18 protein-coding genes are annotated in these 22,969 nt (G+C 66.5%); 5 read left to right on the top strand and 13 right to left on the bottom strand.

Annotation, left to right across the window (positions count from 1 at the left end):
* Positions 1-141: 141 nt before the first annotated feature.
* The 10 genes from M9978_RS05415 to M9978_RS05370 all read right to left on the bottom strand — a co-directional run bounded on the left by M9978_RS05415 (position 142) and on the right by M9978_RS05370 (position 11,271).
* Positions 142-1,074, bottom strand: coding sequence for an amidohydrolase family protein (locus M9978_RS05415; protein ID WP_254291960.1), 933 nt, complete (start codon positions 1,072-1,074; stop codon positions 142-144).
* Positions 1,075-1,079: 5 nt separating this feature from the next.
* Positions 1,080-2,399 carry an alpha/beta hydrolase family protein gene (locus tag M9978_RS05410; protein WP_254291959.1) on the bottom strand — a complete coding sequence of 440 codons (1,320 nt, stop codon included), beginning with the start codon at positions 2,397-2,399 and terminating at the stop codon, positions 1,080-1,082.
* A 2-nt stretch (positions 2,400-2,401) separates the two neighbouring features.
* A complete protein-coding gene (locus M9978_RS05405) occupies positions 2,402-3,295 on the bottom strand; it encodes a substrate-binding domain-containing protein (protein ID WP_254291958.1) in 894 nt (297 codons plus the stop codon).
* A 17-nt stretch (positions 3,296-3,312) separates the two neighbouring features.
* Positions 3,313-4,860 (bottom strand): acetolactate synthase large subunit, encoded by a 1,548-nt coding sequence (locus M9978_RS05400; protein ID WP_254291957.1) that lies wholly within the window; start codon positions 4,858-4,860, stop codon positions 3,313-3,315.
* Positions 4,861-4,982: 122 nt separating this feature from the next.
* Positions 4,983-5,840, bottom strand: a complete 858-nt coding sequence (locus M9978_RS05395; protein WP_254291956.1) for an HpcH/HpaI aldolase family protein — start codon at positions 5,838-5,840, stop codon at positions 4,983-4,985.
* A complete protein-coding gene (locus tag M9978_RS05390; RefSeq protein ID WP_254291955.1) occupies positions 5,837-6,859 on the bottom strand; it encodes a DODA-type extradiol aromatic ring-opening family dioxygenase in 1,023 nt (340 codons plus the stop codon). Before M9978_RS05390 ends, M9978_RS05395 begins: the two co-directional genes overlap by 4 nt.
* A gap of 3 nt (positions 6,860-6,862) precedes the next feature.
* Positions 6,863-8,158, bottom strand: a complete 1,296-nt coding sequence (locus M9978_RS05385) for an MFS transporter (RefSeq protein ID WP_254291954.1) — start codon at positions 8,156-8,158, stop codon at positions 6,863-6,865.
* 14 nt (positions 8,159-8,172) lie between these two features.
* Positions 8,173-9,051, bottom strand: coding sequence for an amidohydrolase family protein (locus M9978_RS05380; protein ID WP_254291953.1), 879 nt, complete (start codon positions 9,049-9,051; stop codon positions 8,173-8,175).
* 195 nt (positions 9,052-9,246) lie between these two features.
* Complete coding sequence (locus tag M9978_RS05375) at positions 9,247-10,275, bottom strand: amidohydrolase family protein (RefSeq protein ID WP_254291952.1); 1,029 nt, start codon at positions 10,273-10,275, stop codon at positions 9,247-9,249.
* Positions 10,276-10,278: 3 nt separating this feature from the next.
* Positions 10,279-11,271, bottom strand: a complete 993-nt coding sequence (locus M9978_RS05370) for an ABC transporter substrate-binding protein (protein WP_254291951.1) — start codon at positions 11,269-11,271, stop codon at positions 10,279-10,281.
* A gap of 400 nt (positions 11,272-11,671) precedes the next feature.
* Between M9978_RS05370 and M9978_RS05365 the strand changes: the two genes are divergently transcribed.
* The 4 genes from M9978_RS05365 (at position 11,672) to M9978_RS05350 (ending at position 14,690) form a co-directional block, all read left to right on the top strand.
* On the top strand, positions 11,672-12,907 hold the full coding sequence (locus M9978_RS05365; protein WP_254291950.1) for a LysR family transcriptional regulator: 1,236 nt from the start codon (positions 11,672-11,674) through the stop codon (positions 12,905-12,907).
* A 109-nt stretch (positions 12,908-13,016) separates the two neighbouring features.
* Positions 13,017-13,460, top strand: coding sequence for a c-type cytochrome (locus tag M9978_RS05360; RefSeq protein WP_254291949.1), 444 nt, complete (start codon positions 13,017-13,019; stop codon positions 13,458-13,460).
* A complete protein-coding gene (locus M9978_RS05355) occupies positions 13,457-14,140 on the top strand; it encodes a cytochrome b/b6 domain-containing protein (protein WP_254291948.1) in 684 nt (227 codons plus the stop codon). Before M9978_RS05360 ends, M9978_RS05355 begins: the two co-directional genes overlap by 4 nt.
* A gap of 10 nt (positions 14,141-14,150) precedes the next feature.
* Positions 14,151-14,690, top strand: coding sequence for a P-loop NTPase family protein (locus tag M9978_RS05350; RefSeq protein WP_254291947.1), 540 nt, complete (start codon positions 14,151-14,153; stop codon positions 14,688-14,690).
* 60 nt (positions 14,691-14,750) lie between these two features.
* On the opposite strand, the gene M9978_RS05345 is transcribed toward M9978_RS05350, so the two are convergent.
* Positions 14,751-17,609, bottom strand: a complete 2,859-nt coding sequence (locus M9978_RS05345; protein ID WP_254291946.1) for a TonB-dependent receptor plug domain-containing protein — start codon at positions 17,607-17,609, stop codon at positions 14,751-14,753.
* 339 nt (positions 17,610-17,948) lie between these two features.
* Between M9978_RS05345 and M9978_RS05340 the strand changes: the two genes are divergently transcribed.
* Entirely contained in the window at positions 17,949-19,589 is a 1,641-nt protein-coding gene (locus M9978_RS05340; RefSeq protein WP_254291945.1) for a carboxylesterase/lipase family protein, read from the top strand.
* A 3-nt stretch (positions 19,590-19,592) separates the two neighbouring features.
* Here the strand turns inward: M9978_RS05340 and M9978_RS05335 are convergent, their stop codons facing one another.
* Both M9978_RS05335 and M9978_RS05330 read right to left on the bottom strand, forming a co-directional pair.
* Complete coding sequence (locus tag M9978_RS05335; RefSeq protein ID WP_254291944.1) at positions 19,593-21,224, bottom strand: MFS transporter; 1,632 nt, start codon at positions 21,222-21,224, stop codon at positions 19,593-19,595.
* Positions 21,221-22,786 (bottom strand): aldehyde dehydrogenase (NADP(+)), encoded by a 1,566-nt coding sequence (locus M9978_RS05330; protein ID WP_254291943.1) that lies wholly within the window; start codon positions 22,784-22,786, stop codon positions 21,221-21,223. Before M9978_RS05330 ends, M9978_RS05335 begins: the two co-directional genes overlap by 4 nt.
* Positions 22,787-22,969 lie beyond the last annotated feature (183 nt).

Raw genomic sequence — 22,969 nt, 5'->3', positions numbered from 1 at the left:
GCACGCGCTGATTTTGTTCTTGGCATTTTCGTGCAGTTGCCGCCGGCATTGTCGCCGGTGGCGTCGATTGTATATTGCGGATATCGCGCTTATTGGCCGCATTGGATTGACGCGCCATGCGATAAGCTTTGGCGTCAGGGTTTACGGATTTCCGAAAACACCCTTCGCCGCGCATCCGGCTATCATCCGCTCGGCATTGCCGTGCGCCACGGCGGCTTCGACCTTGCGCGGCAATTGCCCCAGCGCGTTGCGCGCGGTGGCGAGCAGCAGCTTCGCCTGCCCCGCCCGCCCGCCGCCGGCCGACGTGATGTCCATGCCGAACATGAAACGGTTCGGATGGCGCAGGATCAGCGCGCGCCAGTCCGGGCGGACCACGCCGTCGGCATCGAGGATGGTGATCTTGGCCGGCACCGCGGCGCCACCGCCCGGGGACGGCCAGCCCGCCGCCGGATCGAGCCGCACCGAAAGATCGGCATGGATATTGGCGTGGGCGTCCATGAGCCGCCCGATTGTTGCGGCGCCCGCGCTCCAGCCCGTATGGGCCAGCACCAGCGTCATGCGCGGATGCCCGGACGCGATGCGTTCGACTGCGGCGATCGTCTCGGGCGCGTCGAGGCCGATATGCATGTTGACCGGCAGGCCGAGCCGGTCAGCCTCGCGATAGATCGCCATCCGGTGCGGATGGAGCAGCGCGGCGGCGTCGCTAGGATCGGTCGCCGGCTCGATCCGGGTCGGCAGCTCGCCGAAGCCGCACACCGCCCCCGCCGCATGCAGCTCGGCAAAGCGCGCCGCGCTGTCCGCGCCGAGCCGGTAGCCTGCCATGTCGGGCAACCGCGCAATGCTGATGAACGGCACCACGAAGCCGCGCCCCGCTGCGGTGATCTCGCGAAGGCCAGCCGGGTCGGGCGACATGATCACGACCTGCGCCAGCCCGGCCTCGCGCAGCATCGCGACTTCCGCCGCGGCCGGCATGTCGGGCAGGATGTGCGAATGCGCGTCGATATAGCGCATCGGTGCGAGTGGCTCGCGCCCCGCGCAACCGGCCAGCGCCACGGCGAGGATGAGCGCTGTCATGCGCATCAGAAGCGGCCCGGCTTGCTCAGCCAGCTATCGACGAAATCGAAGCTGCGCTTGACCGTGTCGCCATATTGCGGGCGGCATGGGGTGAAGAGATGCGTCGCGCCCTCGACCGCAGCATAGCTTTTGTCGCGCGAGGCGAGCGCGTCGAAGGTCAGTTCGCCCGAGACGAGCAGATAGTGGCAGCTCATCGTCAGAACGAGCGCCGGGACGGTGATCCCGCGCGCATTGGCAGGCGCTGAGGTGAATGCCGACGCCCAGTCGACGCCGGTAATCGAGTCCGCCGTGATCGCATAATCAGGCCCGGTGCGGATCGCAGCCTGCGCAAGGAAGGTGCGAACCGTGCTGTTGGCTCCCATCTGCGCCAGCGTTGTCAGCGCACGACGGACATCCTGCCCCATCGGTGCGCGTACCGATGGGACGATGCCCTCGCCTTGCGTGCCGTCGGCGCGCAGCAGCAGATGCGGGCGCGCCGTGCGGGCGAGCAGGGCGGTGTCGGGCTGATACAGCCGCGCGCCGAACGCATGCACGCCGATCCCGCGCACCGCGAACGGCTCGTCGTCGCTGAACCGCCCCTGCCCCGCCTCGATCGCCTTTAGCCGCGCCAGCGCTGCCTGCGTCAGCGAAACGCCCCGCGTGGCTTGGGCGGCGAGATAGCGTTTGCGGAAGTCAGGCGAATAGGCCGCCTTGCCGGTCGCGGCGTCATAGCCATTGGCCGCGTCGAACATATCGACCGTCGTGTCGCGCCTCGTCTCGCCCGCAGCGGGGTCGATCGACGTCATCTGGTGATAGGCGCCGAGCGTTGGATCAAGCAGCGCGATGCCGTCGGCCTTGGGCAGCGCCTTCAGCCCCTCGACGCGGCAGGTGATGATCTTTTCCGGCCCGCTGCACGCCGCGGGACCATTCTCGGCGACATTCTGGTAAAAAGCCATTAGCGGCCCGCCGCCGCTATGCCCGACCAGCACAACCTTTTCGACACCCGGCAAGGTGCGCAGCCAGGCGACACCGCGGCCGACCAGCGGCGCGATGGCGTCGAGCCGCTCGTCGCCGCCGGGCCGGTTGAGCGTCAGAACGCGATAGCCGCGCTTCGCCAGCTCGCGCGCGACCGGGTCGTTGAAATTGTTGTTGGTCGGATGCGCGAACACCAGCGCGACACGCGGCTTCGATGCCCCCATGGCAGATTCATAAAGCATCCCCTCGCCGTCACGCGCCCCGAAAGCGAGATAGCTGGTGCGCAATTCCGCCGGCACCCGTTGGACCTGCGCTGCCGCCGCACCAAGTCCGGTCGCGAGTGCAGCGAATCCCAAAATGCTGCGCAGCATTTTCATGCGCCGAGGCTCGCGGTGGTCTCGTCGAACAGCTCGTCGACCGCCATCCGGCGCGGAATGAACTTCTGCTCCAACGCCCAGTCGATGGCGAGCTGGATGTTCTTGCGGTTCGCCTCGAGGCCGACCGGCGGATAGCTCGCGGGAAGCTCGCTCTCCACAGCGCTGCGGCTTTCGACCAGCATGCGGTACAGTTCCTTCACCACGTCCGGGCGGGTCCGCGAAAGCTCTTCGTGCACCACGAACATGTGGTTGATGCACACCGCGCCGGTGCGAGCGAACCAGTCCTTCGCCGCCTCGAACGGATCGGGCACGAGATATTCGACGCGCGGGTCCTTGGGCAGATCAACGCCCTGCAGCGTGGCGGCGAGCTCGCCGTCGAGCATCATCTGGCCGATGTCCGACCCCTTGGGCAGCCGCTCGCAATTGGGCGGATCGCTATATTCGAGCAGATGGCCGTCATTGACGGTGCACCACGTCACCTTGTCGAGATCGACGCCATATTCGTGCTTGAGGATGCCGCGAATCCAGAGGCCCGTCGTCTGGGTATAGGTGCGCACACCGACGCGCTTGCCCTCGATGTCCCTGGGGTCCAGATGCCCGAACTCGCGGTTGAAGCCGGCGCAATGATGCTGGAAACGGCCATTGACCGGGATCGGCAGCGCGACCCAGGGCTTGCCGTAGATCTTGGCCTGAAGCAGCGTGACGATCGCCAGCTCGCCGCAATCATAGGCGTTCTCGCGCAGCATCGCCTTGAAGCCGTTATGCGCTTGTGGCGGGCCGCAAAAGTCGAGCGTGACGATATCGGACAGGACGCGACCGTCCTTCATCGCCGCGGTCACGGGATAATCGGCGAGATTGGTCTTGAGCGTCGTCACGGCTGTGGTGGCCATCGGCCCCTCCCCAATTGTCAGTAGAGCTTCACTTCGATCAGCACCGGCCCCTCGGCGTCGGCCGAGCGGACCATCTGAGCGTGGAAATCCTCGGCGGTGGTGACCTGCACCCCCGGCACGCCCATCGACTTGGCCATTGCGACCCAGTCGATCGTCGGGCGGTCGATATCGATCATCGCCAGCGCCTGCGGCCCCGGCGTGCCTGCGCCCATATTGGCGTATTCGGCCTTGAGGATGGCATAGCTGTTGTTGGCGAAGATGATCGTGGTGACCGGCAGCTGCTCGCGCGCCTGAGTCCACAGCGACTGGATCGTGTACATCGCGCTGCCGTCGCCGACCATGCAGAAGGTCCGCCGGTCCGGGCAGGCGAGCGCGGTTCCGGTCGCGACCGGCGTGCCATAGCCGATCGACCCGCCCATATTGTTGATCAGGTCGTGGGGGCGAGCACCCATCGTCAGCCCCATGCTCTCGCGTCCGGTAGTCAGCGATTCATCGACCAGAATGGCATGCTCGGGCAGCGCCGCGGCGAGCGCATGCGCGATGCTGACCGGATTGAGCGCGCCGCTTGGCACGGGGGTCTCGATACGCTCCTGAATGCGCGGCGCGATGCCGGAAGCGCCCAGCGCGTCGAGCAGCATTTCGAGCGCGACCTCGCTGTCCTCGTCCGCCTCGGCCAGTGGGTGCACCACCGTGCCGGGCGCCTTCAACAGGCTCGGCTTGTCCGGGTAGCTGAAGAAGGCGACCGGCTCCTTGGTCTCGACCGTGATCAAATGTTTGAAGCTGGCGAGGAAGGCGCTGCCCTGAGCCACGGCATAGGGGATGCGCTCGACCGGCACGCGTCCCGCGCCACGCTCGATGCGCGCGGTGAAGAACTGTGAGCCGAGGCGGCAGCCCGTGCCCGCCGCGATCTTGCCCGCCAGCTCGAGCGCGCGGCCGCGCGTCGCCTTGTTGGCGAGGATAATCAGCGCGGGTTCGCCCGACCTGAGCACTTGCGCGATCTGGTCGATGCGCGCGACATCGGGCACCTTGCGCGACGGCGCGGCAGCGGCAGGAACGACGCGGTCGCCGGCATCCTTCCACGCCGTGTCGCCGGGCAGGATCAGCGTCGCGATCTGGCCGGGATGCTCGCTCGCCTTGCCGACGGCGGTGGCAGTGTCCCAGGCGATGCTCGTCGCGGATTCCGCGCGCCGCACCCAATGGCTGAGCGGCCGCGCCAGACCCTCGATATCGCTGCTCAGCGGCGGATCATATTTGAGGTGCGACGCCGAATGCTCGCCGACGATATTGACCATGCCGACGCTGGCGCGCTTGGCGTTGTGGATGTTGGCAAGACCGTTCGCCAGCCCCGGACCGAGGTGGAGCAGGGTCGACGCCGGCTTGTCCTTCATCCGGTACCAGCCGTCGGCGGCGCCGGTGCACACGCCCTCGAACAGGCACAGCACGCTCTTCATCCGCGGATTGTCGAGCGCGGCGAGGAAATGCATTTCCGACGTGCCGGGATTGGCGAAGCAAATCTCGACGCCCTGATCGGCCAGCGTGTTCACAAGGGCTTGGGCGCCGTTCACTTGTCTCTCCCCGGTTATACGGGTGTCAGACCATGACGTGGCGGCGAGGACTAATCGGATTGGCCGGGTGGGCGATAAGTTCGGGTCCTGGCCCCTCCTCTGAAGGGGAGGGGCTTGTCAGTTCAATACCCCGCCAGCTCGCGTCCCTGGCCGACCACGCCATAGCTGCGCACCGGCGCGCTCATCAGGAACTTGTAGCCTTCGCTGAGCAGCCGCTCGACATTCTTGGCGCCGACATGCGGGTTGCCGACCACCACCTTGTGCTTGTGGCAAGTCTCGGCGATCTGCCGCATCGCGTCGATCACCTCGGGATGCTCATACTGGCGCGGATAGCCGAGCGCCTGCGACAGATCCCCCTCGCCGATCAGGCAGAAGCCGATCCCCGGCACGTTCGTCAGAATGTCGTCGAGATTCTCGATCGCCTCGGGACTCTCGATCATCAGCCCGACCAGCAGCTCGCCATGCGGCGCGAGCGGCCACACATCGGCCTTGGCGTAATATTCAGCCTGGCTGACGCCCCAGTAACGCGCGGCGGCCGCCGGACCGTCACCGCGCACCCCCTTGGGTTCGTACAGCGCGGCGCCCGTGGGCTTGGCATAGCGGCACGAGGCGACGGCGTTGTAGGCCTGCTCGACGCTCGAGACGTGCGGCGTGATCACGCCATAGACGCCGCGGTCGAGCACCTGCTTGGCCTGGAACTGGTTCATCTCGACGCCATTGGCGGGGATGCGCGCCAGCGGGGTGACGCCCGGCGCGACCGAGCCGCTCTCGGCGATCTTCTTGCGGCTGAGCATGTACTGGAGCGAGTCGCCCAGCGCCGCGACGTCGTAGGGATTATGCTCCATCTCGAAGACCACGCCGTCATAGGGCGCGTCGCTCAGTTCCTGCGCCAGCGTCTTGTCGAGCTTGGCAAAGCAGGTGAAGGCCGGCTTGCCCGCTTCCCACGCGCGGATGATGCCGTTGAGACGGGGGCCGGTCATTCAGCTGCTTCCTTTTGTGCGGTTTCCTCGGGGCTCCAGTACATGAAGCCCATGCCTTCGCCGGTGCCCGCGGGGGTGCGCCAGCAGGGGATGTAGTCGACCAGATTCATCTGCGCGCCGGTCTGCTGCAGCGCCATCATCACGATGCTGTAGATCTTCACCTCCGACGTGCCCGACTGGTAATAGCCGTTGGGGATCGCGGCGAGGCCCTCATAGTCGTAGCTCGCCAGCTTCCCCATCACGTCGCGGTCGAATTCCTCGTCGTTGACGAAATGCGACAGCCCGCCCGACGCGATCACCGCGACGCGTACATCCTGCGGCCATGCCTCGATCGCCTCGCGCAGCACGCGGCCGAACTCGATGCAGCGCTTCATCGACGGCTGGGTCGGCGGATAAAACAGGTTGAACAGCACCGGCACATGCGGCGGCGGATTGTCGCCCATGATCTGGTGATAGACGAAGCTGTAGGCGTGCGGGACGACCGGATAGTCGGGCCTCATGCCCTGCCGTTGCGCCATCCACACATTCTCCGGCCAGGCCTGGAGATCGTTGAGGTCGAAGCCGGCGTCCTGAAACTTGTCGATCAGATAGGTCGCGAGCTCGGGATAAGCCTTGTGCACGACATGGTGATCGGGTGCATAGACCGGGCGCTGCGGCGGACCATTATGCACGTCCTCGCCGGTATAGATGGTGATCGAGGGCGATTGGTCGGGCCAGATTTCCTTCTGGTCCTTGCCCAGGATGATCGCGACATCGACATTGGCGCGCTGGTACGCCGCCGCCATCTCGTCGAGCGCGGCGCGGCAGCGCGCGGCGCGCGTCGTGCGCTCCTCGATCGTCAGGAACGGCTCGAACGCGGCGCCGCGCTCGGCCTCAAGCTCGTCATAGGTCCAGGTGCGGTTGCGGTACCACAGCTCGGGATTGTTGCGGTCGCGCGCGCCGTTGGTGAGCCAGTCCTCCGGCGCCTGGCCGAGCATGCCGCTGTGCGGCACGGCCATGCCGAATATGATTTGTGCCACGATTCAGTCCTCGACTTGGGTGATCTTGGGCGACCATTTCGGCCGCAGCAGGATGATGCACGCCGCCGCGCCGATCGCGAGAAAGGCGACGATCACCATCATCGGCACGTCATAGCTGCCGGTGGTGTGGAGCAGCCAGCCCGACAGCCCCGCCGCGACGCCGCCCGACAGCGTGCCCGCGACCTGCTGCACGCCGACCGACAGCCCGACCGCGGGCGGCGGGATCAGCGTGATCTTGCACAACGCCAGATTGTTGGCGGTGGTGAGGCCGAGCGCGGAGAGCGAGAAGACGTTCCAGAACAGCGCCCATTCCAGGCTATGGGCGTAGGCGCCGAGCAGGACCGTGCTCGCCCCCGCGAAGCCCGCGACGATGAACACCTTGCGCGTGATGATCGCGTCGTATCCACGTGCGATGATGCGATCCGCCGCCCAGCCCGCCACCACCGCGACGAGCGCGATCCCGGCGAAACTGAAAAAGGTGTAGAGTCCCGATTCCTGCAGCGAGAGTCCCTGTTCCTCGACCAGATAGGCCGGCATCCAGGTCATGCAGTAGAAGCTGAAATAGCCGTAGCAGAAATTGACGATCATCGCGCCCCAGATCACCGGCGCCTTGATGATGCTGCGGAAGGTGACCTGGCCGGTCTTGCGCCGCGCCGCGGCGATCTCGGTCTTGGCGAGATAGTCACGCTTGACGAGCAGCATCCACGGGATCAGCCAGACCAGCCCGGCAAGCCCCGAAATCACGAACATCAGCCGCCAGTCGAACGTCACGATCAGCCAGGCGGCGATCGGCGCGCCGATCGCGACGCCGATCTTGTTACCCATCGCGAAGATGCCGACGGCGGTGCCGGCATGCGTCTCGGGCATGTTGAGCCGGATCCAGCGGTAGCTGGCAGGCGTCACGATCGCTTCGGTCAGTCCGACGATCAGCCGCATGACGAACAGGCCCGCGACGACGTGCATCAGCCCGGTCGCGGCGGTCGCGACGCACCACAAGGCAAAGCAGATCGCGTAGGGATATTTGACGCCGAAGCGGTCGACGATCCAGCCCATCGGGATCTGCATCAGCGCATAGGACCAGAAGAACGCCGCGCCGACAAAGCCGCGGTCGGCGTCGGACATATCGAAATGCGCGATGAAGCTCTTGTCGGCCAGCGCCGAGGAGATGCTGGTGCGATCGAAATATGCGATGAGCACGCCGACCGTGAGCAGCGCGAGGATACCCCACGGCGCCGCGCTAGCCACCGCGGATCTGGATTCCGCCGGCGCGGCAGGCGCTTCTTCCGCGATGGTGCCCATGGTCTTGTCTCTCCTCAAACGGCGCGGGCTATACCCATATCCGCGGTCAATTGCGGGTATAGGGTGAGCGCGGTCTTGCCGAAAATCCACTCTCGATCGCCGGCCGACAGCGTCGCGAAGCGATCCTCCGCGGTCGCCTTGATCTCGGCCAGCGTGCCTTCCGACGTCGGATAGTTCGAGCCCCACGCCATGCGCTGCGCGCCGAATGCCTCGACCAGCCGAGGGAACAAAGTCTCGGGCGTCGCGGCGCCCTTCTTGCTGTCGCCCATGATGCGCGGCGTGAGCTTGAGGTAGATCGTCGGGACCGCCGCCAGCTCGAACAGGCTCCGCGCCGCCGCATAGGGCGGGCCGTCAGTCACGTCGGGGCGCCCGAGATGATCGAGGATGATCGGTACATTGGGAAAGCGCTTCGCCAGCGCCGTCACCGCAGGCAGACCGACCGGGCCGGTCTGGATCGACATGGTGAGGCCAAGCTCGCCCAGCGCCTCCCAGGCGGGATAGGCGCGCGGGTCGTCCAACTCGCTCGGATCGAAGTCCTTGGTGCTGCCCCCGGTGAACACGCGCAGCCCGCCCAGCCCCTTGCCGACCCAGTCGCGGATCGTCGCGACCGCATCGGGCGCGAGCACATCGACCGAACCGACCGCGAGCAGGCGGCCGGGATAAAGGTTGCAGGCATCGACGACATAGCTGTTGTCGAAACCATAGGTGGTCGAGCTGTGCACCACCGCCGCCTTGTCAACACCGGCCGCATCCATTTGCGCGATCAGCGTCTCGACCGTGCTCGGCCGCTCCTGCGACCAGTCCGATCGCTTGCCGAACAGCGGCGCGGGCGGATAGGCGCTCTCGTCGTCCGAAATGACGTGTGGATGGATATCGACGATCGAAGACGGCACGCCCTGCTCCTAATTCCCCCGCCGGTTCGACCGGCCCTTTGCCGATCCTGCTTCCGTCAAACCGGGCAAGGCGAACAGTCGAAGCTGCGCGCGGGGTCATAAGTTTTGAGCCGGTCGGGATGCGCTCAAACAAGACGGCCCCGCTCCGCGAGGGAACGGGGCCGTGGAGGGAGGAACGATTGAAAAGCGGCTTTCCTACAGCCCGCGCGCCTTGAGGCTGGCGTCCAGCCGCGGATAGACCCGCCGCGCATTGCCCTCATAAATTTTGAAGCGGTCGTCATCCGACAGCGCATCGCACGCATCGACATAGCGCTTGGTGTCGTCGAAATATTCGCCGGAGTCGGGATCGCGCCCGCGCACCGCGCCGATCATTTCCGATCCGAACAGCACGTTATCGACCGGCACCACTTTGGTGAGCAGCTCGACGCCGGGATGATGATAGACGCAGGTGTCGAAGAAGATGTTGTCGAGCAGCCCTTCGAGCGGCCGGTCCATCATCTCGAGGCTCATGCCGCGATAGCGCCCCCAATGATAAGGCACCGCGCCGCCGCCATGCGGGATCACCAGCCGTAGCGTCGGGAAGTCCTTGAACAGGTCCGACTGGAGAATCTGCATGAACACGCTGGTATCGGCATTCAGATAATGCGCGCCGGTGCCGTGGAAGTTCGGATTGCACGACGCGGCGACGTGGACCATGCCGGGCACGTCGAGGTCGCACATCGCCTCGAACAGCGGGTACCATTCGCGGTCGGTGAACGGCTTACCGGTCCAGTAGCCGCCGGTCGGGTCGGGGTTCACGTTGCAGCCGACAAAGCCAAGTTCCTCGACGCAGCGGCGCAGCTCGGGCACGCTGTTGGCGGGCGGCGCGCCGGGCGATTGCGGCAGCTGGCAGACCGGCACGAAATTGTCCGGATAGAGCTCGGTCACGCGCTTGACGTTATCGTTCGACACGCGCGCCCATTCGAGGCTGGTGCGCTCGTTGCCGAGGTGATGGCTCATCAGTCCGGCGATCGGCGAGAACAGGGTCACGTCGCTGCCGCGCTCCTGCTGGAGCTTGAGCTGGCCGCCCTCGATCCCTTCGCGAATCTGGTCGTCGGTCAGGATCGCACCTTCGCTCACCCTGGGCGCGTTGACCGGATCGTCGGCGAACTCGACCTGGCGTGCGCGCCAATCGCGGAAGGATTTGGGAACCGTGGTGAAATGGCCGTGGCAATCGATGATCATGGTTCAGGCGTCCTGGCGCGCGGCAACGGTTTGCGGATCGACGAACAGCTCGTCCATCGACATGCGGCGCGGCGTCAGCCCCTGCTCGAATGCGGTCTTTTCGAGCGCCTCGATCGTCGCGCGGTTCGCCTCGATGCCATAGGGCAAGGGATCGCTGCCGACGATCTTCTGGAGCTTGCGATATTTGTCGGCGCCCGCCCCGGTCGCCTCGCCCGAATTGAGCTTGGCGACCCATTCGTCCTTCGCACGCGTGAACGCGTCGTTGAGCGACCGCGCGATCCAGGGATGCTCGGCAAGCACCGAATCCTTGACCACGATGGTGCCATGCATCGGATAGACCCCGGTGCGCGCATAATATTCGGCTTCTGCTTCGGCGGCATTGGGGATCAGGTCGGGATAGTCGGCCTCGACTTCCTGCCAGCCGCCGGTCGGCGCGCCGGTCCGGCCGATGCCCGCCGCGGCCTCGACGCCGGCCTGCAACTCGCCCGCGGCGATCATGTCGGCGAGGCTGCGCCCTTCCGGCGCATGGATGACGTTGGACGGCAGTTCGAGCTGAGTCACATGCTCCTCGTCATCGACCACCCAGGTGACCTTCGAATTGTCGAGTCCATATTCGTCGATGAACACCTGACGAATCCATACGCCAGTGGTGACCGAATAGGCGCGGACGCCGACGCGCTTGCCCTCCAGATCCTTGGGCACCTTGATGCCGGCATCCGGACGGACGAGCATACCGGCGTGGTGAAAGCGGCGCACCACGAAGATCGGCAGTGCGACGAATGGCGCGCCATAGGCACGCGCGATGATATAGGTGGTCGGCGCCAGCTCGCACACGTCGAACTCGACATCGCGGACCATGCGGCGGAACGCACCGATCTGCGGCTTGACCGTCACGAACTCGGCATCGACGCCTTCGATCTCGATCTCGCCGCTGCGGATCGCCGAGGTGTGCGGATGCTCGGCAACCGCGATCTTGAGATGAACCTTACCCGCCACAGATGTGTCTCCTGAACCTTTCGCGCGGCGGCGTCCGACCCCCGGTGTCTCACGGCCACGCTTGCCCCCTCGTGAAGAGCGCCGGAAGCGGCGCGGGGTCAACAAGCCCGGATCAAATCTTGGCTAGCGCCACGCATTTCCTATCGCCGGTTGGAGATGCGCGCGAAGAATCAGGGTGATAGGCACGCTGCACTGCGTTATAAGTTTCGTGTAAACACGATCGATAGATGATTTACGTTCAATCTGTTCAAGGGCCAATTGGAAGAGCAAGAAATTTATATGAAATCTATTGTTTTCAGAGTGATATAGCGTGATTCGTTGCCCGATCGGGGCGATAAAACTGGTGTTTGAACCCATATCAATTTCTGCTACGCCTCTTGTCAGGAGAGGAGCAAAATCAATGGACACCAATGCAGCCGGCATCGCCGCGTCGCTGAGTTTCCGCCAGCTCAAACTGTTCGAGAGCGTCGGCCGGCTGAACAGCGTCCGCAAGGCATCGGAAGAGTGCAACCTGTCGCAGCCGGCAGTGACTCAGTCGCTCGCCAAGCTCGAACAGCAGATCGGCGTTGCGTTGCTCGAACGCCGCGCGAGCGGGAGCTATCTCAACGAGCTGGGCGAGATTTTTCACCGCCGCACCACGCGGCTGTTCGCGCTGATCGAGCGCGCGCTGATCGACCTTGGCGTGCCCGGCGGCGAAAGTGCCGCGCCGGTGATCGCGCGCCGCATCTCGCGCTCGCAGGCACGCAGCCTGATCGCGATCGTCGATGGCGGCTCGTTCGCGCAGGCCGCCACGACGCTCGGCCTGTCGCAAGCCTCGCTCCAGCGCGCGGCGCGCGATCTCGAGAGCAACGTCAAGAAGTCGCTCTACTACCGCACCGCCGCCGGCGTGATGGTGACGCCGCAGGGGATCGAGTTCGGCCGCAAGATCAAGCTCGCCGCGCAGGAGATCGAGTGGGGCATCAAGGAGATCGAGACCGCGCGCGGCAATTTCGCGAGTCAGATCACGATCGGCGCGCTGCCCTTTGGCGGCTCGGTGCTGCTCGCCTCGGTACTCGACGAATTCGTCACCACGCACCGCAACGCCGACGTCAAGATCATCAACGAAGGCGCGTCGGAGATGCTCAACCGGCTGCGTGCCGGTGACGTCGATTTCGTGATCGGCATCGTGCAGGAGACGCTCGGCGACGATCTTTCCAACGAGGCGCTGGGCGAAACGCCGTACAACATCGTCGCGCGGCGCGGGCACAAATTGCTGCGCCAGGGCAAGGTAACGGTGGCCGATTTGCTCGATCACGAATGGGTGGTGGCGACCGAAGGGTCGAGCCGCCGCGCGTGCTTCGAGCGGCTGTTCACGGGGCAGGCGCCCAAGGCCTCGATCGCGACCTGCTCGCTGCCGGTGATCCGCCACCTGCTCGCGCGCAGCGACCGGCTGACGCTGATGACCTCCTACGAGCTGCTGCACGAGGACGGGACGCTGGCGCCCTTGTCGTTCGGTCCGATCGACCGTCCGCCGTCGATCGGCATCACGATGCGCGCCGACTGGCTGCCGACCCAGCTTCACCGCGACTTCATCGAGCTGCTGCGCCGCCATGTCGCGGGCAATGCGGTGCGTCCGCTGCTGCGCGAGGTCGGCTGACGGCAACCGTTGGCGTGATGCAACGAAACTTATAGGCTGGGCCACGGTTGTTGATCGCGCGGCCGTGCGTTGCGGCTAAACTCTCGTCGTTCAAGCAAGGGGAATCGGTATGACGCGTGCCATGACTTCGGTGGCAATGATGGCAGTGCTGGCGGCGGTGACCGCCTGCTCGGGCAAGCCGCAAAGCCCGCGCCACGACAAGTTCGAAGCGATCGGCAAGGCCAACAAGGCGATCGGCGCCGAGCTGAAGAAGGACGCGCCCGACCTGGCTGTCATCAAGACCAACGCCGAGTCGATCGACAGTTCGGCCAAGGCGCTACCGAGCTGGTTCCCCGGCACCACCGGACCAGAGCCAGATGTCAAGACGGAGGCGAAGGCCGAGATCTGGCAGAAGCCCGCCGAGTTCAAGGCGGCAGCGGGCAAGTTCGCCGCCGCCGCCGCCGCGCTGAAATCGGCTGCGGACGCAGGCGACATCGCCGCGGTCAAGACTGCCGCCGCGGCGCTCGGTCCGACCTGCAAGGGCTGCCACGACAGCTTCCGGGCGAAGGAATGAGTGAGCCGGTCGCGGCCGAAGCGCCGCCGCCGGAGATCGAGATTCGATTGTGGGACTGGCCGGTCCGGCTGGTCCATTGGGCCTTTGTGCTGCTGATCCCGGCGATGTGGGCGAGCGCCGAGTTCGGCCAGCTCGGCGTCCACCGCATCTTGGGCTATGTCCTCCTCGGACTGCTGATCTTCCGCCTCTATTGGGGCGTCGCCGGCAGCGCGACCGCGCGCTTCACCTCGTTCGTGCGCGGTCCGGCGGCGATTGCAGGCTATCTGCGCTCGGGCGCTGCATCGATTGGCCACAATCCGCTCGGCGCGGTGAGCGTGATCGCGCTGCTCGGACTGCTGGGACTGCAGATCGGCCTCGGCCTGTTCGCACAGGATACCGACGGCCAGTTCGCCGGGCCACTCGCCGATCTCGTCAGCTTCGAGACGTCCGACGCCGCGACCGAATGGCATGAGACGATGTTCAACGTGCTGCTGGCGCTGATCGGGCTGCACCTCGCGGCGATCCTGTTCTACGTCTTCGTCCGGCGCGATAACCTCGTCCGCCCGATGGTGACGGGCCGCAAGCGGGTCGCGGCGGCGACCGAGCAACCGGCAACCGCCCCGGCTACGCGTGCGCTGATCGGCATCGTGCTCAGCGCCATCGTCACGATCTGGATCGCGCTGGGCGCACCGCTGCCGTAGAGCAGCCGACATGACGCTCGACGATCTCGGCCCCCGCATCTGTATCCTCGGGCCGTCGAGCAGCGGCAAGTCGACGCTGGCCGATGCCATTGCCCGCGCCCGCGATCTGCCGGCGGTGCATCTCGACCAGCTCCATCATTTGCCGGACACCGACTGGCAACCGCGCCCCGATGCCGAGTTCATCGCGTTGCACGATGCGGCGATTGCGGGCAAACGCTGGGTGATCGACGGCAATTACTCGCGCTGCCTGCCGCAACGGCTGTCGCGCGCGACCGGCGTCATCCTGCTCGACGTGTCCGCAGCCACCAGCCTGTGGCGCTATCTCCGCCGCACGCTGTTCGAGCGCGGCTCGCGCATCGGTGGCCTCGCCGGCGCGCGCGAGACGCTGAAATGGGACATGCTCCATCACATCGTGATCGCCACGCCGCGCAGCCGCAAGCGCAACGCGGCGACCTTCACCCGGCTCGGCCTGCCCGGCATCCGCCTGTCCTCGCCGCAAGCGATCGAGCGCTTCTACCGTACCGAAGGATTGAGCCGCGACAGCGCCTGAAAGAAAAACGCCCCCCGGCCAAGGCCGAAGGGCGCAGTTGGGTGCTTCGGGAGGAAGCGATCAGAAGCGGAAGCGCACGCCCGCGGTCCAGAAGCGGCCGATGGGATCGTCGGTGATCGCAAAGCCGCCGAACCCGCCCGGCGAGGTCGAAGTGCCCGGCGCGTTCGCCGCGGGCGGGATCGCGTTGAACAGGTTCTGGATGTTGAGGAAGACCTCGGCGCTCCCGATGGTCGACGGCTTGAACTCATAGGACAGGTTGAGCGACATCTGGCCATAGGGCGCGACCGTACCCTCGCCCGCCGCCCACACCACCGTCGGATCGCCCCACAGCTTCATGCGGTTGCGCCAGCGGTACATCGCGCTGACCTTGAACGCGTCGGTCACTGCATAGCTGGCGATACCGGTCAGCCGCACCGACGGGCTGGACGTCAGGCCGGTCGAGCCGAACGCCACGCCGCCCTGGTCGATCGTCGGCACCGAGGGCTGGATGTAACGGATATGCGGCTGCCACGCGGCGAGACCGCGAAGGTTGAACGCCTGCCCGAACAGCCGGCCATTATAGTTCAGTTCGAAATCGACGCCGTAAGTCTCGATCTGCGCGAGGTTGACCGGGCGCACCAGCCACGACGTCACCGTCCCCGCCGCATTGCGCACGATCAGGTCGCAATAGAGCGACACGCCGTTGAGGTTGCAGCCGTTCTGGATATTGGCCTGGAAGCCCTGAACCGTCGTGATCGCGCCGTCGATCTTGATCGAATAATAATCGACCGCGAGGCTGAGGCCGGGAATGAAGCTCGGCTTGTACACACCGCCCACGGTCCAGGTCTTGCCGATCTCCGCCGTCAAATTCGGGTTGGGCACGTTGACCGAAGGCACCTGGTTGGTCGCACCGGTCAGCAGATCCTGATTGTTGACGATGACGACCGAAGTCGGCGCGTAAAGATCGTTGAGCGTCGGCGCGCGGATGTCGCGCGAGATCGTGCCGCGGAAGCGCAGGTCGTCGTTGAGATGCCAGTCGGCGCCGATCTTCCACGTCCAGTAATCGCCGACCGTGTCATAGCTGGTGTAGCGCACAGCGCCGTTGAGATCGAGCGACTTGAAGAAGGCGGTGTCGCGCAGCAGCGGCACATTGGCCTCCGCCGCGACTTCCCACACCGACTGCTTGATCTGCGGGCTGGCCGGGAAGGTCTGCCGATAGAGGAAGGTCCCGGCGCCCGTCGTCACGTTGCGCGCGGTGCAGTTGAAGCGCAGATTGGTGCAGTCGGCGTACATCACCGGCGACGCCGCGCTGCTCGACTCGAAGGTCTGCTTGCGCCACTCGCCCGACAGCGCGACCGTCACCGGCCCCGCCCAATTGTCGAACGGCGAACCCGAAATGTCGGCGATCACATCGTCCTGATTGGTCTGCGCGACATAGGGCGTGTCATCGAGGATATAGTCGATCGCCGCCGCACTGGCCGAGGTCGGGCCGAACAGGTTGAGCGGCACGCAACTGGCATAGGCCGCCGCGGTCGCCGCCTGCGTCGCGGCATAACAGACCGGCTGGCCTCCGGCGTTGGTCACCACGTCGAGCGCGGCCGACAGCTTCTGGTTGTTGACGTTGTTGCGCAGCAGCGTCTCGAGCCGCGACGACCCGCGCGTATAGGCGAAGTTCCAGTCGAAGCTGCCGACCTTGCCGTTCAACCCCAGCGTCGCCATCAGCTGGCGCGATTCCGGCACGGCGTTGGCGCGCTCGGGCTGGGCAAACATGCGGTTGAAGGTGAAGGTCGCGGTCGGGATCTGCGCCTGATAGCTGGGCGCGAGGAACGCGTTGGTGCGGCTCATCGTGATGTTCTGAAGCTGAACTTCGTCGGTGTAGAAGGAGTTGCGCTTGTAGTTGGCGCTGCCGACGAGGAAGAAGTTGATGTTCTCGCCGAGTTCGAAGTCGAACCGGCCATACATCTGGTGCATGCGCTGCTCGGCCTTGAGCGTCAGATCGACATAGCCGCCCGCGCCGCCGACCTGCGTGTTGGGCGTGCCGGCATAGGTAGTACCCGGCACGAACGCGCTGAGCACGCCGTCGCTCGCGAAATACTGGCCGTTGACCGGGCAGACCCCGGTGCAGGTGATGCGCCCGCCGAACGGCAGATTGGCGAGCGTCGCGTTGGTGATTAGCCGGTACGGCGCGGCCACGGTGCCGCTACCGACCACCACGGGCCGGTTGAACCACGGCCGCGCCGAACGGCGATCGACGCCCTCGTCGTCGCGATATTCGTAGCTCAGCGTCAGATGCCCGCGCCCGCCGAACAGGTCGCTGCCCGCGGCAACGCCCGCCGACATCTGCCCGGCATCGCCATATTCGGACATGCCGCCCTGGATATAGGCCTTCACGCCGGTGAAGTTCTTGTTGGTGATGAAGTTCACGACGCCGGTAACCGCGTCCGAGCCATAGACCGCCGACACGCCGCCGGTGACGGTATCGACACGCTCGATCAGCAGCTGCGGGATAACGTCGGCATCGACGATGTTGCTGATCGACGTCGGCGGCACGCGGCGGCCGTCCATCAGCACGAGGTTACGGTTGGCGCCGATGTTGCGCAGGTTGAGCTGCGCCGCGACGCCATTGCCGCCGCCGACGCCGCCGGTCGCGGACGGGTTGCTGGTCTGGCTGCGCGAGCCGGAAAAGACCGGGAGCACCTGCACCGATTCGGTCAGGCTCGTCGGGCGCAGGTCCTTGAGCGTGTCGGTCGCGATCACCGTGACCGGCGTCGGGCTGTTGTTGCCGTTGCTGATCGTGCGCGAACCGGTGACGACGATCGCCTGCTCGGCGGTCTCCTGGGCCTCCGGGGCCGTATCGGCATCCTGCGCGAGCGCGCTGCCCGAAAAGGCGACAACGCTGACGCCCGCCAGCAAGATCGTGTTGAGACGAAGACGCTTCATAATCCCCTCCTACCCTGTGCGCCGCCCGGTTCGAACTGCCGGCTGGCTCATGCAATCAGACAACGTTGACAAACCGCCCTGATCAAATGCGAGTCGCACGGCAGGTCTGTTCGGCCTCTCAATGCATCGGGCGTGCGGCAAAGACGGCATTCAATTCCGGTTGCCACGGATTGATTTTGTCGCGCTGCCGACACGCAAACCGATCGAACGCCGCACCAATCCTATCGTCGCGTCCGCCCCCGATCGGTTAAAGCGATACCGCGCACGGCGCCCAGGCTGCCGTCGCCGGATGACAACGTTGAAGCTGAGAGGATGACGATGACGCGATCGAGGCGAATGATGGCTTTCGGGTTGGCTGCCACCACGCTCGCCGCGCCGCTGCTCGCGCAAAGCGGCGCCCGGACCGACATCGTCCGCATCTACTCCGGCCAGTTGAGCGGCACGCGTGGTACCGACGCGTCGGTCCGCGTGTTCAAGGGCATTCCCTATGCCGCGCCGCCGGTCGGCGCGCTGCGCTGGCGACCGCCGGCCCCGGTCAAACCGTGGAAGGGCGTGCGCGCCGCCGACCAGTACGGCCTCACCTGTCCGCAGCATCCTCGCCCCGGCCAGCAGCTCGAGATGAGCGAGGATTGCCTGACCGCCAATGTCTGGACCGCCGCCGAGTCGGACAAGGAGCGCCGCCCCGTCTATGTCTGGATCTATGGCGGCGGGTTCAACGAAGGCACCGGGTCGGACGCGCAGTTCAACGGCGAGGGGCTGGCGAAGAAGGGCGTGGTCGTCGTCACCTTCAACTATCGCCTCGGCCCGCTCGGCTTCCTCGCGACGCCGGAGCTGAGCAAGGAGTCGGGCCATGGCGCCTCGGGCAATTACGGGCTGCTCGACGATGTCGCGCTGCTCAAATGGGTCCAGCGCAACATCGCCGCGTTCGGCGGCGATCCCGCGCGCGTGACGATCGGCGGCCAGTCGGCGGGCGCAGGATCGGTCGGCTTCCTGTCGATGTCGCCGCTTGCCAAGGGGCTGTTCCACCGCAGCATCGCCGAGAGCCAGGTGCGGCATCCGCGCGACCCGGAACTGCGCTACCTCAACACTTCATGGCGGTCGCTCAAACAGGCCGAGGAAGCAGGTGTGCACTATGTCGAGACGCGCGGCGGGCGTTCGCTCGCGGCGCTGCGGCAAGTGCCATGGCAGAAGCTGCTCGAAGGCAGCGGCGTCGCAGACGAGAGCGTCGATACCGGCACCCCGGCCAAGCCGCCGCTGTTCCGCCCGGCGATCGACGGCTGGGTGGTGCCCAGGACCTATAGCGAGACGCTCGCGGCGGGATCGCAGAACGCGGTCTTCTACCTCGCCGGCAACAATCTCGACGAGAGTGGCGCGGTGCCCGAAACCGCGTTTGACGGGCTGCGCGCCAATCCCGGCACGCGCCGTGCGGGGATGCCCAACACCAACGTCACGCTTGCCGGTTACGAGAGCTGGGCGCGCGGCAAGTTCGGTGCGCTCGCCGGCGAGTTTCTCCGTCTCTACCCCGCCGCGACCGACATGGGCGCATCGCGCGCGAGCAACATTGCGGTCCGCGACAATTCGCGCATCTCGACCTGGTTGTGGGCGAAGGAATGGACGCGGACGGTCAAGCAGCCGGTCTATACCTATTTCTGGACGCATGCGCTGGCGGGTCCGTCGGTGAAGACGCGCGGCGCGTTCCACGGCTCTGAACTCATGTACATGTTCGACAGCCTGCATGCGAACGACCTGCCCTGGACCGACGAGGACCGGAAGGTCGCCGACATGATGTCGTCCTATTGGGCGAACTACATCAAGACCGGCGATCCCAACGGCGCAGGCCTGCCGGTCTGGCCCACCTTCGATCCGGCCAGGCCGCAAGTGATGGAGGTGGGCGACGGCTTCGGCCCGATCGCGATCGCCTCGTCGGCGGAGCGGTTCGATTTCTGGCAGCGCTATTTCGCGACGCAGGATGCCTGGTAGCCGCTAGGGCGTCGCGGGCGGAAATTCAGGTTCCGGCGCGCGGACCTCGCTCCCGGCGCGGATGTGGCGGCGGATCAGCGGCCCGTCCGTCCCGATGTGCAGCCGCAGCAGTGTATCGACATTGTCGACATCCTCCTGCGTACGCCGCTGATTATGGCGCAGATAGTCGGCCCAGCTCGGCACGCGATAGCTTTCGACCCAGCGCATCGAGTCGGTGACGTCGCGCCACAGCGCCCAATCGCGCGCACTGTCGCGGCGGCGGATCCGCTCGCGCTCGGCCATCGCCGCCTGGAATGCGCCGGCATCCGCCAGTGCGATGCGATATTCGAGTTCGACGAACACCGGGCCACTCGCCGGGTCGACCTCAATGTCGAGCTTGGGCGGCGTCCAACGGTCGAGCGGATCGAGGTTGAGCGTTTCCGCCGCGGGCAGCCGCATGCGCAGCCCGAGCAGCCCGCCGATCAGCTGGAACGCGCCCGCCGCGATCAGCGCCAGCGACACGCCCGAGCGCTCGGCAATCATGCCGAAAAAGGCGCTGCCCGCGACAATCGCGCCGAACGTCGCGGTCTGGTAGAGCGCGAGCGAACGCGCCGACACCCAGCGCGGCGCGGCGAGCTGGACGGTTGCGTTGAAGCTCGAATGCGCGAGCACCCAGCCCGCCCCGGCCAGCGCCGCGCCGAATGCGGCAGGAACGACATGCGCAGACAGGCCCAGCACCAACAACCCCGAAGCCAGTAGCGCCATCGCGGCGCGCACCAGATATTCCGCCGCGATCCGCTCGCGCATCCGCCCGCTCGCCAGCGCGCCGATCACCGCACCGCCGCCAAACCCGCCGAGCAGCCCGCCGAGCAGCAATGGCCCGCCGCCGAGCTGTTGGCTCGCCACCACCGGCATGAGCGCGAAGGCCGCGCTGGCGGAGAAGCCCGAGATCGCGCCGCGCATCACGACCGGGCGCAGATGCGGCGACATCGCGGCATAGCGCACGCCCGTCACGATCGCCGCGCCGATCGGCTCGCGCCCGCCAAGCTGAGCAGGCGACTTGGCCGGACGCCAGTTCAGCAACGCGACGATCAGCGCGAGGTAGCTCAGCGCATTGGCGAGAAAGGCGGCCGCCACGCCGAATGCCGCGACGATCCCGCCGCCGATCGCTGGGCCAAGCGTGCGCGCGAGATTGATGCTGGTGCTGTTGAGCCCGATCGCGCGGCTGATCAGTTCGCGCGGCACGATGTCGCGCATCGACGCCTGCCACGCCGGATTGTTGAGCGCGCTCCCGCCCGAGATGAGGAAGGTGAAGGCCAGCAGCAGCCACGGCGTCACCCACCCGGCATAGGCCAGTCCGGCCAGCACACCCGACACCGCAAGCATGAAGACCTGCGCCGACAGCAGGATGCGGCGCTTGTCGAAACTGTCCGCCAGCGCGCCGCCGAGCAGGATCAGCAGCATGATCGGCAGCGACACCGCCGCCTGCACCAGCGCCACCATCTGCGGCGATCCGGTCAGCGACGCCATCAGCCAGCCGGCCGCGACGGTCTGCACCTGCCCGCCGAAATTGGAGAGCAGGTTGCTTGCCCAGAGATTGCGGAAGACGGGGATCGCCAGCGGCGAACCGCGCCCCGTCTCCCGCCTGTCACTCATTCAGCGACGCCGTCCACCAGCCGCGGCAAGCCCTGCGGATTGCCGTCGCGGATCGCATCGGGCAGCAATTCTTGCGGCAGGTCCTGATAACAGACCGGGCGGAGGTAGCGCTCGATCGCGGCGCTGCCGACCGACGTGCTGCGCGGGTCGGAAGTCGCCGGATAGGGTCCGCCATGCACCATCGCGTGGCTGACCTCGACCCCGGTCGGCCAGCCATTGGCGAGGATGCGCCCCGCCTTGCGCTCGAGGATCGGCAGCAGCGGACGCGCCAGCGCGGCGTCGCCGTCATCGAGGTGCAGCGTCGCGGTGAGCTGGCCTTCGAGCCCTTCGAGCAGTTGCGACACCTCGTCCCAGTCGCGCGCGCGGATCACCACCGAGGACGCGCCGAACACCTCATGCGCCAGCGCCGGGTTGGCGATCAGCGCCTGTGCGGTGGCGGTGAACAACGCCGCCTGACCGCGGTTGCAGCCGGCGGGTTCGGCGCCGCGTGCGGCCAGCGTCACCTCGTCATGCCCTGCCAGCGTCTCGACCCCGTTCGCATAGGCCGAATGAATACCGGCGGTGAGCATCACCTGCGGCTGCGCGCCGCCCATGGCTTCCGCCGCGGCAGCGACGAACCGGTCGAGGTCGGGGCCGTCGATTCCGATCACGAGGCCCGGATTGGTGCAGAACTGCCCCGAACCCATCGTCAGCGAACCGACGAACGCCGCGCCCAACGCCTCGGCGCGCGCGGCGAGTGCGGCGGGGAACAGCAGCACCGGATTGACGCTCGACATTTCGGCATAGACCGGGATCGGTTCCGGCCGCGCCTGTGCCAGCCTGACCAAAGCCAGCCCGCCGGCGCGCGAACCGGTAAAGCCGACCGCCTTGATCGCGGGATGCTGGACCAGCGCCGCGCCGAGGTCGTTCGCCGGCCCCTGCACCAGCGAGAAGACGCCACGTGGCAAGCCGCACTTGGCCACCGCAGCATCGATCGCCTGCGCGACGAGCAGCGACGTGCCCGGATGCGCCGGATGCGCCTTGACCACGACCGGACAGCCCGCCGCCAGCGCCGAGGCGGTGTCGCCGCCCGCCACCGAGAAGGCGAGCGGGAAGTTGGACGCGCCGAACACCGCGACTGGCCCGACCGCGATCTTGCGCTGACGCAGGTCGCTGCGCGGCAGCGGCTGGCGCTCGGGCAGCGCGCTGTCGATCACCACGCCCGCCCAGCGGCCCGCACGCAGCACCGACGCGAACAGCCGCAACTGGCCGGTCGTGCGCCCGCGCTCGCCCGTCAGCCGCGCCTGCGGCAGCCCGCTTTCGAGCATCGCGCGCTCGACCAGCGCATCGCCCAGCGTCTCGATCTCCGCCGCGATCGCTTCCAGAAACGCGGCGCGCGCCTCGGGCGAGGTCTCGCGGAACACGTCGAACGCGGCGGCGGCGGCGGTGCAAGCCTGATCGACATGCGCCGCGCCGCTGACCTCGAACGCAGGGCCTGCGCTCGCGCCAGCCGCCGGATCATAGGCTTCAAAGGTCTCGCCCGTCGCGATCCGCTCGCCCGCGATCAGAAACCGTCCGTCCATCTTCGAAAATCTCCTTCATCCCGACTTTGCGCGGGCTATAGGCCAGCGCTGGCACGGATGCGACCGCAACCGCGCGGCGATGCCGAAAAAACATGGCCGCAAACCCAAATCGATATCCGCCAATGCGCTTGTGATTGCGGTTCCGCACACACTGATTTGCATGGCGAGCGATAGAAAAGGCCC

Source organism: Sphingomonas tagetis (assembly GCF_024211275.1).
GTDB lineage: Bacteria > Pseudomonadota > Alphaproteobacteria > Sphingomonadales > Sphingomonadaceae > Sphingomonas > Sphingomonas tagetis.
Note: the sequence above shows the minus strand (reverse complement) of the source record. Positions and strands in the feature narration are given on the sequence as shown.

Bases quoted from the DNA above. Each gene is read 5' to 3' on its own strand.
- M9978_RS05360 (WP_254291949.1), top strand. From the start codon at position 13,017: ATGACGCGTGCCATGACTTCGGTGGCAATGATGGCAGTGCTGGCGGCG.
- M9978_RS05415 (WP_254291960.1), bottom strand. From the start codon at position 1,074: ATGACAGCGCTCATCCTCGCCGTGGCGCTGGCCGGTTGCGCGGGGCGC.
- M9978_RS05395 (WP_254291956.1), bottom strand. From the start codon at position 5,840: ATGACCGGCCCCCGTCTCAACGGCATCATCCGCGCGTGGGAAGCGGGC.
- M9978_RS05405 (WP_254291958.1), bottom strand. From the start codon at position 3,295: ATGGCCACCACAGCCGTGACGACGCTCAAGACCAATCTCGCCGATTAT.
- M9978_RS05365 (WP_254291950.1), top strand. From the start codon at position 11,672: ATGGACACCAATGCAGCCGGCATCGCCGCGTCGCTGAGTTTCCGCCAG.
- M9978_RS05330 (WP_254291943.1), bottom strand. From the start codon at position 22,786: ATGGACGGACGGTTTCTGATCGCGGGCGAGCGGATCGCGACGGGCGAG.
- M9978_RS05345 (WP_254291946.1), bottom strand. From the start codon at position 17,609: ATGAAGCGTCTTCGTCTCAACACGATCTTGCTGGCGGGCGTCAGCGTT.
- M9978_RS05410 (WP_254291959.1), bottom strand. From the start codon at position 2,399: ATGCTGCGCAGCATTTTGGGATTCGCTGCACTCGCGACCGGACTTGGT.
- M9978_RS05375 (WP_254291952.1), bottom strand. From the start codon at position 10,275: ATGATCATCGATTGCCACGGCCATTTCACCACGGTTCCCAAATCCTTC.
- M9978_RS05350 (WP_254291947.1), top strand. From the start codon at position 14,151: ATGACGCTCGACGATCTCGGCCCCCGCATCTGTATCCTCGGGCCGTCG.
- M9978_RS05340 (WP_254291945.1), top strand. From the start codon at position 17,949: ATGGCTTTCGGGTTGGCTGCCACCACGCTCGCCGCGCCGCTGCTCGCG.
- M9978_RS05385 (WP_254291954.1), bottom strand. From the start codon at position 8,158: ATGGGCACCATCGCGGAAGAAGCGCCTGCCGCGCCGGCGGAATCCAGA.
- M9978_RS05355 (WP_254291948.1), top strand. From the start codon at position 13,457: ATGAGTGAGCCGGTCGCGGCCGAAGCGCCGCCGCCGGAGATCGAGATT.
- M9978_RS05335 (WP_254291944.1), bottom strand. From the start codon at position 21,224: ATGAGTGACAGGCGGGAGACGGGGCGCGGTTCGCCGCTGGCGATCCCC.